Below are 9,286 nucleotides of genomic sequence, written 5' to 3'. Positions count from 1 at the left end.
CGGCTCGAACAGCCCGTTGGCGAACCGGAACGCCAGAATGTTCTGGGCCGGCTCCTTGCCCAGGAAGTGGTCGATCCGAAAGATCTGCGATTCATCGAAGGTTTCGTGGATCGACGCGTTGAGCGCGTCCGCGGCTGCCGCGGCGGGGGCGGAGGGGTGTGCGGGCCGCGCCGCGGGGGTTTTGGGCGGGGTCGGGGGGGTGGGGTTGCCCGCGGAAACGGTGCCACAGCCGCCGGCCGGCCAGCGTGACCAACACCGCCGCGGCGGTCAGCGTCAGCGCGAACAGCACCTTGCCGTAGGCGTTGGCGTGCACCGACAACCGGGCCGGTTCGCCCAGCGGCAGCCCGTCGGGGGTACGCAACGCCACGTCGACCGCGACGCGCTGGTTGAACCGCACCTCGATCGGGACCCGCAGCGGCAGGTAGCCCGGGGGCAACTCGATCTCGCCGACGTCGGTGACCGTCATCCCCGGCGGGGCATCGACCTGCAAACGCACCCGGATCGGCACCGCCAGGTCGTTGCGCAGTGCCAGCGGCAGCGGGCTGTGTTCGGTGGCCAGCGTGTAGGAGCCACCGGGGTTGACGATCGTCACCCCGGCGAACAGGTCGTCGATGGCGGCGCCGACGGCGCCGAGCCGATGCTGGGCCAGCCCGTTGCGGCTGTCCGGCGGCTCGGCCTGGGACAGCGCCCGCAGCATGTCCTCGCGCAGCGGCGCGGTGTAGGCCACCCCGGACAGCCCGGTGCGCACGTCGGTGGTCAGCGCGGAGGTCAGCCCCCACAGCCGGGTGACCTGGGTGTTGATCTCCGCGACGACGGTGTCGTCGAAGCCGCCGCGGGCGACCCCGTCGGTGCTGCGCGGCTGCGGCGCGCCCACCGCGGTCTGCGCGTCGGTGATCGCCACCGTCAGCGGGCGCGGCACGGCCAGCCCGGCGCGGATGGTGGTGGCCAGCGTGGTCAGGATGGCCTGCGCGTCGTCGGGTTGCGGCGCCCAGGAGGTCGGCGGCATCAGCATCTCCACCCGCGGCCCGGCGCCGGGTTCGAGCGCGCGCCACAGCATGGAGCCCAGCGCGTCCTGACGCCGTGCGGCCGCCGAGGCGCGGCGCAGCCGGACGTTGAGCGAGGCGTCCAGGTAGGTCGGGGCCACCGGGTCGGCGCCGGCGGCGGCCAACGCCGCACCGACGGCCGGGTCAAACGGTGCGGCGATGACCTGCGGCGACATCCGTCGCGGGTTGACGTCGGTGGTGGTCAGGGCGCCGGTCGCGGTGTCCTGGGCGGCGCAGTCGCCGGCGGTGACGGCCACCGTGTTGCCCTGGCCGCTGAGCAGGTCGACCACCGCGCCGGTCAACGGTCCGTCGCCGAGCAGGGTCACGCCACGGGTGGAGCTGACCCCGAGAATCTGATCGACGACATCGGCGGGGCTGGTGACCGCGATCGCGTTGAGGCCCGGGTCGCCGACCCGCTGCAGCGCGCCGAGGTCGGCCTGCGCATACGGGGTCGCCGCCACGCACATCCGGCGCGCCAGGGATCGCAACCGGTCCAGCCAGGCGCCCGCCGCGGCCTGCCCGGCGCCCGGGTGGGTGGCGCCGTCGGAAGCGTCGGCGACCACGTAGCCGCTGGTCATCGCGTTGACGGTGACCAGCAGGTCCGGGTCGACGGCCAGGCACAGCGAGCGGCCCACGGCCCCATCGGGGTCCACGGCGGGGCTGGTGGCGAACTCGGGCGCCGAGAGCAGGGTGTCCAGCCGGCCCCCGGCGGCCAGCGATTTCGCCAGCTCGTCGTCGCTGAGCCGAACCGGCCGGCTGCCGCCCGGCGCCCCGGGCGCCAGCCGGGGCCGGCCGGCCAGCGGCCACAGCATGGTGAGCTGCAGCGGCTTGGAGGTGTCGGGCGCGACCACCCCGGTCAGCGGGTCGGCGGCCGGCTCGTCGGGGTTCGCCGGAACCCCCAGCACCGGCAGCAGGAACCGGGCGTCGTCGAGCCGGGCGGGTTCGCCGTAGTCGGGGGTGCCGTTGACATTGACCAGCACCGGGTAGACCCCGGGCCGGTCGATCTCCAACGACGGCTGGTCCACCGCACGCACCGGGGTGGACAGCGTGAAGCCGATCTCCTGTCCGCGCTGCAGCTCCTCGGAGATCGTCACGAAGGTGTCCACCGGCCGGAACTGGTCGTTGGCGCCGTCGAGGTTGGTGCGCAACCCGGCGGAGGACGCGACGGCCGCGGCGTGCTCGAGGCGCACCATCACATCCCGGACCGGGCGGTCGCCGACATTGGCCACCGTGCCGACGACGGTCACCACCGGCTCGCTGGTGGTGGTCACCACCGTCGGGGTCACCTTGTCGATCCGCACCTGGACAAACGGCGCGCTACCGGGCTCGCCGGCCCCGGCGCGCGGCAGGGCACCGGGCAGGGCCAGCAGCGCCGCCAGGCCGATCACGATGGCGACCACCACGGCCAGGCGCGCGACGGCGGCACACCTCGTGCTTGCCGCGCTCTGCACCGTCGTCGACCGGGTGGAAGCGCCGCCCCTGCTCATCGCTGCGCTCTGCATCGACATCGGCGCGTCACGGCACCGGCCCGCGACCGTTCTTCCGGCCCGGTGCTGGCTCGTCGACACGGTGGTTGCGCGTGTGCGAATGCGTCTGGGGTCGACGCCGCGGCGTGCTCGCGGGCAGCGGCGGTAACGCGGCCGGCCCGCCGGTTTGGAGTTTGTCGATCAATTCATCGGCCACCTGGGCCAGCCGCCGTTCGTCGGCGTAGGCCAGGCGGGATTCCAGTTCCCCGATGGGCACCCAGGCCACCTCGGCGACCTCCACATCGTCGTCGCACAGTTCACCGCTGGCGAAGCGCATCAAATAGTGGTGCACGGTCTTGTGCACCCGCCGGCCGTCGGTGACGAACCAGTAATCGATGCTGCCCAACGCCGCCAGCACACTGCCCTGCACCCCGGTCTCCTCGGCGACCTCCCGGATCGCCGTTTGCTCGGCGGTCTCGCCGACCTCGATGTGGCCCTTCGGCAGCGACCACAGCATCCGGCCGCGGCGGTCGATGCGCCCGATCAGCGCGGCGACCTGGTCCTCCCGCGGCCCGTCGATGCCGTCGATGACCAGCCCCCCGGCGGAGGTTTCGTGCACGGTGCGCAGCCGACCGGGGCCGTGATGGGTCGAGCGAGGCCGGCGCGGTTTGGGCCGGCTGGTGGGGGTGGCGCCGTCGGCCGCGGTTTCCACGGCCCGGTTCTCGGCGCGGCCGGTGGCGGAGTCGGCAGCGCGCCGACCGCGGCGCCGGCCCCGGCGTCGCTTTGGTTGGGCTTTTTCGCCGTCCGACACCCATGCGATAGTAGCTGGCGCGCCTGGCCGCCTCCGGCGCACTCGCCCGTATACACCTCCCCGTGGGCAAACCGTGTCCCACCCTTGTCCATGCGCGTGTCCGGTGCCCGTCCCGCATCGAGGCCGCCGCCGAGCGTGCGCCGCCGCCCCCGCCGAGTGTGCGGCGTCGCCCCCGCCGAGTGTGCGCGTAGGGCGGGATTGGGGCCGATTCTTCGCCGTGGATGCACATTCGGCGCACCTCAGCAGGCCGGACTAGGCTGTCCGAACGTGCCCGAAGCCCCTGACGACGCCGAGCTGCTGACCGCGGCCGCGGTCGCGTTGAACCGACACGCCGCGGTGCTGCGCGATCTCGGCGAACTGTTCGCCGCGGCCGGCCACGAACTGTTTCTGGTCGGCGGCTCGGTGCGCGACGCGCTGCTGGGCCGGTTGAGCCCGGACCTGGATTTCACCACCGACGCCCGTCCCGACCAGGTGCAGCGCATCGTGCGGTCCTGGGCCGATGCGCTGTGGGACACCGGCATCGAGTTCGGCACCGTCGGTGTCGGCAAGGACGATCAGCGGCTGGAGATCACCACCTTCCGCGCCGACAGCTACGACCAGATCTCGCGTAACCCGGAAGTGCGGTTCGGGGACCGCCTCGAGGACGACCTGGCGCGCCGCGACTTCACCGCCAACGCGATGGCGGTGCGCATCACCGCGACCGGGCCGGGGGAGTTCCTCGATCCGCTGGGCGGGTTGGCCGCGCTGCGGGCCGGCGTGCTGGATACCCCGTCGGCGCCGCAGGTGTCGTTCGGCGACGACCCGCTGCGGATGCTGCGCGCGGCGCGGTTCGTCGCCCAGCTCGGCTTCACCGTCGCGCCGCGGGTGCGGGCGGCGATCGAGGAGATGGCGCCGCAGCTGGGCCGGATCACCGCCGAACGGGTGGCCGCCGAACTGGACAAGCTCATGCTGGGCGCCGACCCGGTCGCCGGGATCGACCTGATCGTGCAGACCGGGATGGGGGAGGTGGTGCTCCCCGAGATCGGCGGCATGCAGATGGCCATCGACGAACACCACCAGCACAAGGACGTCTACCAGCATTCGCTGACCGTGCTGCGGCAGGCGATCGCGCTCGAGGATGAGGGCCCCGACCTGGTGTTGCGGTGGGCGGCGTTGCTGCACGACATCGGCAAGCCCGCCACCCGCCGCCACGAGGCCAACGGCGGGGTGAGCTTCCACCACCACGAGGTGGTCGGCGCCAAGATGACCCGCAAGCGGATGCGGGCGCTCAAGTACTCCAAACAGATGGTCGACGACGTGTCGCAGCTGGTGTACCTGCATCTGCGCTTCCACGGCTACGGCGACGGCAAGTGGACCGATTCGGCGGTGCGCCGCTACGTCACCGACGCGGGCCCGCTGTTGCCGCGGCTGCACAAACTGGTCCGCGCCGACTGCACCACCCGCAACAAGCGGCGCGCCGCCCGGCTGCAGGCCAACTACGACCAGCTGGAGCAGCGGATCACTGCGCTGGCCGCGCAGGAAGATCTGCAGCGGGTGCGGCCCGACCTGGACGGCAACGAGATCATGCAGCTGCTTGGGATCCCGGCCGGACCGCAGGTCGGCGAGGCCTGGCGCTACCTCAAGGAGCTGCGGCTGGACCGCGGCCCGCTGTCCCACGAGGAGGCCACCGCCGCACTGCTGGCGTGGTGGAAGGACCGCGGCAACGGGTAACCGCCCGTTATGAGGCCGAGCAGACGCAAAATCGCACCCGGGAGGCCCGCGCAATGCGATTTTGCGTCTGCTCGGCGCCCAGCACGGGGTAGCCGTAGGGGACCTAGCGGTCGCTAGCGCCCGGGGCCGGGTGGGCCGGCGAAGGCCTGGGCGATCTGCAGCCAGCGCCGGGCGTCGTCGCCATCGGCGGTGATGTCCAGGGCGCTCAACGCGCGGCGCTGGGTCACCAAAAAGCAGAAATGCTCGGCGGATCCGGTGACCCGCTGGGCTGCGTCCGGCGGGCCCCACGACCAGGTGTCGCCGTCGGGGGCGCGTAGTTCCACGTGAAACTCTTCGGCCGGCGGGGTCAGGCCGTTCACGATGAACGCGTAGTCCCGGGTGCGCACCCCGAGGTGGGCGATGGAGCGCAGCCGCGCGGTGGCCGGGCGCGTCACGCCCAGCGCGTCGGCGACATCCAGGCCGTGCGCCCAGGTCTCCATCAACCGGGCGGTCGCCATCGACGCCGCGCTCATCGGCGGCCCGAACCACGGCAGCTTGCGGCCGTCGGCGACATTCAGCAGCGCGTCGTGTAACCGGGTGCGGGTGTCGCGCCAGTCGGCCAACAGGGCGGGCGGCGGGGTGCCGGCCAGTTCCTCGGCCCCCTCGTCGACGAACCCGGCGGGGTTGGCCGACGCGGTGGTCAGCACCTCGGCAAAGCCGGCCTCGTCGGTGATCGCGATCAACGACACCCGGTCGGTCCACAACAGGTGGCCGATCTGGTGGGCGATGGTCCAGCCCGGGGCCGGTGTCGGGCCGGCCCACCGGTCCTGGGGAAGCGACGCCACCAGCGCGTCGAGGTCGTCGGATTCGGCGCGCAGGTCGGCGACCACCGGGGCAGCATTGGCCATCCCGGCAGCCTAACGCGCGCCTTCGAGGCGTCACCACGCCGCGAGATGGAAACCAGGTAGCAAAAGGTCGAGTGAACCCCTGCGTGGCGTCAATCTCGCGGGATGGCTACTCGGCGTTTTTCACGGTGACGTCGACCTCGGCCGCCGGTGTGCGTTGCCCCCGCCCGATCAGGGCGTGCGCGACGAGCCCGGCCAGATACACCAGCGTCCCGGCCAGGATCAGCAGCGGCGCATGCCCGTCGTCGGGGATCAGCGCCGCCGCCGCGGCGATCGCCGCCACGAACGACACCCAAAACACCGAGTCCTGCACCGCGAACACGTGTCCGCGCAGGGCGTCGTCGACGTCGATCTGCATGGCGGTGTCGACGCACAGCTTGACCATCTGGCCGGCCACACCCAGGAAGAATCCGCACCCCATCATCACCGGCAGGTACAAGAAGGCCCCGGCGGTTTGAATGAGCGCGGCCGCGACCAGGGCGCCGTTGGCGGTGGCATAGCGGCCCCAGCGGCGCACCGCGGGCGGGGTCAGCACGGTGGCCAGAAACGACCCGGTCCCGGCGGCGGCGACGAACAGCGCCGCCGGACCGAACCCGGCCACCTCCTGCGCGCCGACGTGCCGGATCAGCACCAGCAGCACCAGCGTGTTGATGCCGAACACCATCCGGTGCGCGGCCAACCCGGACAGGGTGGCCGCCACCGTCGGGCGGTCCAGCACGGTGCGGGCGCCGTACAGCCAGCCGGTGATCACCAGGTAGGTCACCGATCCGTGGATGGCGCGTTTGGTGTCGTCGGGACCGAGCATGCGGGGGGCGAACCGCACCGACAGCACCAGCGCGATCGTCACCGGGATGGTGACGATGAAAATGATCGTCGCGCCGCCGGTGTCCCCGGAGCCGATCAGCCAGCGCGGCACCCACATGAACACAAAACCCAGGAACGCCGCGACGGCGCCGGTGGCGATGGCCACCGCGTTCATGGTGACCACCTGCTCGCGCGGCACCACATGCGGCAACGCCGCCGACAGCCCGGAGGACACGAACCGGCTGAACCCAGTGGCCAGCAACGCCGCGCACAACACCAGCAGGTCACCGGCCCCGACCGCCAGCAAGGTCCCGATCCCGAGCACCAACACCAGCCGGGCCACGTTGGCCGCGATCAGCACCAGCCGCCGGTCCCACCGGTCCAGCAGCGCCCCGGCGAACGGGCCCAGCAGCGAGTAGGGCAGATACAGCACCGCGGCCCCGCCCGCGATCACCCACGGGTCGGCGGGCCGGTCCGGGTTGAACAGCAGCGCCCCGGCCAGCCCGGCCTGAAACAGCCCGTCGCCGAATTGGCTTACCGCCCGCAGCTCCAGGAGCCGCCAGAACTCGCGCAGGCTGCGCGCCGACCGCCACAACGTGACGTGTGCGCGCGTATCAACCACAGAACCTACTTCCGGATGCGGGGGGAAGCCGCCGACTCCAAACCACAGTACAAATATCGGCGCGGCCCGCGCCTGTTCGCCACAGGGAGCGGGTACGGGATGCCATGATGGTGGAGTGGCAGCGCCTGAAGACCCCGAGGACTACGTCGCGCCAGCGGCGTATCGGGTGCGCGCGGGGACGTTGTTGTTGGCCAACACCGAACTGCTGGAACCGACCTTCCGGCGCAGCGTGATCTACATCGTCGAGCACAACGACGGCGGCACCCTGGGGGTGGTGCTCAACCGGCCCAGCGAGACCGCGGTGTACAACGTGTTGCCGCAGTGGGCCAAGCTGGCCAGCAAACCCAAGACGATGTTCGTCGGGGGACCGGTGAAACGGGACGCGGCGCTGTGCCTGGCCGCGCTACGGGTCGGGGTGGATCCACAGGGCATCCCGGGGGTGCGGCACGTCGTGGGCCGGATGGTGATGGTCGACCTGGACGCCGACCCCGAGACGATCGCGCCGTTCGTGGAGGGGGTGCGGATCTACGCCGGGTACTCCGGCTGGACCATCGGGCAGCTCGAAGGGGAGATCGAGCGCGACGACTGGATCGTCTTGTCCGCGTTGCCCTCCGACGTGCTGGTGGAGCCGCGGGTGGATCTGTGGGGCCGGGTGCTGCGCCGCCAACCGATGCCGCTGGCGCTGCTGGCCACCCACCCGATCGACCTCAGCCGGAACTGACCGGTTCAGCCCCGCGGGACAGCCGGCTGGCGATCACCGCGCACACCACCAGCTGAATCTGGTGAAACAGCATCAACGGCAACATGATCAACCCGACCGTGGTGGCCGGGAACAACACCAGCGCCATCGGCAGACCCGACGCCAGGCTCTTTTTGGAGCCGCAAAACAGCAGCACGATCTGATCGCCGCGGTCGAAGCCGGCCAGCCGGCCGGCCGCCGTGGTGAACGCCAGCACCGCGGCCAGCAGCGCGGCGCTGACCGCGGCGACCGCCACCACCCGCCAGGGCTCCACCGTGCTCCAGATCTGCTCGGTCATCCCGATCGAGAACGCGGTGTAGACCACCAGCAGGATGGACCCCCGGTCGACCGCCTTGGTCAACAGGGTGTGGCGGGCGATCGGCCCGGCCAGCCACCGCCGCATCAGCTGGCCGAGCGCGAACGGCAGCAGCAGCTGCAGCACGATGTCGCGGATCGCGGTGGCGTCCACGTGGGGTGCGCCGCTGGTGTGCATCAGCAACACCACCAGCAGCGGGGTGAGCGCCACCCCGAGGATGTTGGACAGCGAGGCGCTCACGATCGCCGCCGACACGTGGCCGCGCGCGATCGAGGTGAACGCGATAGACGACTGCACCGTCGAGGGCACCAGACACAAAAACAGCAGCCCGCTGTACAGATCGATGCTCAGCACCGACGGCACCAACGCGCGCGCGGCCAGGCCGAGCACCGGGAACACCACGAACGTGGTGGCCAGCACCAGCAGGTGCAGCCGCCATTGCCGCAGCCCGTGCCAGGCCTGCTGCGGGGACAACCGGGTGCCGTAGAGCCAAAACAGCAAGCCGATCGCGACCTTGGTGGCGACGGACAAGACATCGGCGGCGGTCCCGTGGGCGGGCAGCAGCGTGGCGAGGCCGACCACCGCCAGCAACGCCAGCAAGAAAGTGTCGACCGGCAAGGCCGACAGCCGCTTCAGCACGACCCGCGGCGCATCTCGGTCAATGGCAGGACAGGGTGCAGCTCGCGCAGCTGCCGGTGCACGCGGCCGCCGCCTCGCGCCGGGCGATGTAGCGGGCACCCTGCCACGACCCGGCCGCCAGGGTGCCCAGCGCGCCCAGCACCCACACCGCCAGCACCCACACCGCGCCGGGCGGCGGGCCGGCCCGGGGCACCGCGGCCCCCCGCCCGCGGAGCGCCGCGGGCGCCCGGTGGGGGGGCGGCGCGGGCCTGG

At 72.1% G+C, this 9,286-nt stretch carries 8 protein-coding genes and 1 pseudogene; 2 read left to right on the top strand and 7 right to left on the bottom strand.

All coding sequences use genetic code 11. The annotated features are described in order from the left end of the window. The 3 genes and pseudogenes from BKN37_RS28090 to BKN37_RS23840 form a co-directional block, all read right to left on the bottom strand. Positions 1-138, bottom strand: a pseudogene (locus BKN37_RS28090) (hypothetical protein); the annotation flags it as partial. Next, on the bottom strand, positions 92-2,530 hold the full coding sequence (locus BKN37_RS23845) for a hypothetical protein (protein ID WP_242657343.1): 2,439 nt from the start codon (positions 2,528-2,530) through the stop codon (positions 92-94). The pseudogene BKN37_RS28090 and the gene BKN37_RS23845, both read right to left, overlap by 47 nt. Positions 2,531-2,558: 28 nt before the next feature. Next, complete coding sequence (locus BKN37_RS23840) at positions 2,559-3,320, bottom strand: NUDIX hydrolase (RefSeq protein WP_071029404.1); 762 nt, start codon at positions 3,318-3,320, stop codon at positions 2,559-2,561. A gap of 267 nt (positions 3,321-3,587) precedes the next feature. Between BKN37_RS23840 and BKN37_RS23835 the strand changes: the two genes are divergently transcribed. After that, positions 3,588-5,030, top strand: a complete 1,443-nt coding sequence (locus BKN37_RS23835; RefSeq protein WP_071029403.1) for a CCA tRNA nucleotidyltransferase — start codon at positions 3,588-3,590, stop codon at positions 5,028-5,030. 113 nt (positions 5,031-5,143) lie between these two features. On the opposite strand, the gene BKN37_RS23830 is transcribed toward BKN37_RS23835, so the two are convergent. Together BKN37_RS23830 and BKN37_RS23825 are read right to left on the bottom strand one after the other, a co-directional pair. Beyond that, positions 5,144-5,917 carry a TIGR03084 family metal-binding protein gene (locus BKN37_RS23830; protein ID WP_071029402.1) on the bottom strand — a complete coding sequence of 258 codons (774 nt, stop codon included), beginning with the start codon at positions 5,915-5,917 and terminating at the stop codon, positions 5,144-5,146. Positions 5,918-6,023: 106 nt separating this feature from the next. Next, positions 6,024-7,340 carry an MFS transporter gene (locus tag BKN37_RS23825; RefSeq protein WP_071029401.1) on the bottom strand — a complete coding sequence of 439 codons (1,317 nt, stop codon included), beginning with the start codon at positions 7,338-7,340 and terminating at the stop codon, positions 6,024-6,026. A 115-nt stretch (positions 7,341-7,455) separates the two neighbouring features. Here BKN37_RS23825 and BKN37_RS23820 point away from each other — a divergent pair, with 115 nt between their 5' ends. Further along, positions 7,456-8,061, top strand: coding sequence for a YqgE/AlgH family protein (locus tag BKN37_RS23820; protein WP_071029400.1), 606 nt, complete (start codon positions 7,456-7,458; stop codon positions 8,059-8,061). On the opposite strand, the gene BKN37_RS23815 is transcribed toward BKN37_RS23820, so the two are convergent. Together BKN37_RS23815 and BKN37_RS29365 are read right to left on the bottom strand one after the other, a co-directional pair. Beyond that, complete coding sequence (locus BKN37_RS23815) at positions 8,048-9,031, bottom strand: bile acid:sodium symporter family protein (RefSeq protein WP_071029405.1); 984 nt, start codon at positions 9,029-9,031, stop codon at positions 8,048-8,050. The two genes, BKN37_RS23820 and BKN37_RS23815, sit on opposite strands and share 14 nt — an antisense overlap. A 22-nt stretch (positions 9,032-9,053) precedes the next feature. Then, the coding region (locus tag BKN37_RS29365) for a hypothetical protein (protein WP_207547289.1) at positions 9,054-9,286 on the bottom strand (233 nt) is incomplete at its 5' end.

Source organism: Mycobacterium talmoniae, from assembly GCF_001854525.1.
In the GTDB taxonomy this organism is placed as follows: Bacteria; Actinomycetota; Actinomycetes; order Mycobacteriales; family Mycobacteriaceae; genus Mycobacterium; species Mycobacterium talmoniae.
The sequence above is the reverse complement of the archived record's forward strand: the minus strand, read 5'-3'. Positions and strand labels throughout refer to the sequence as shown.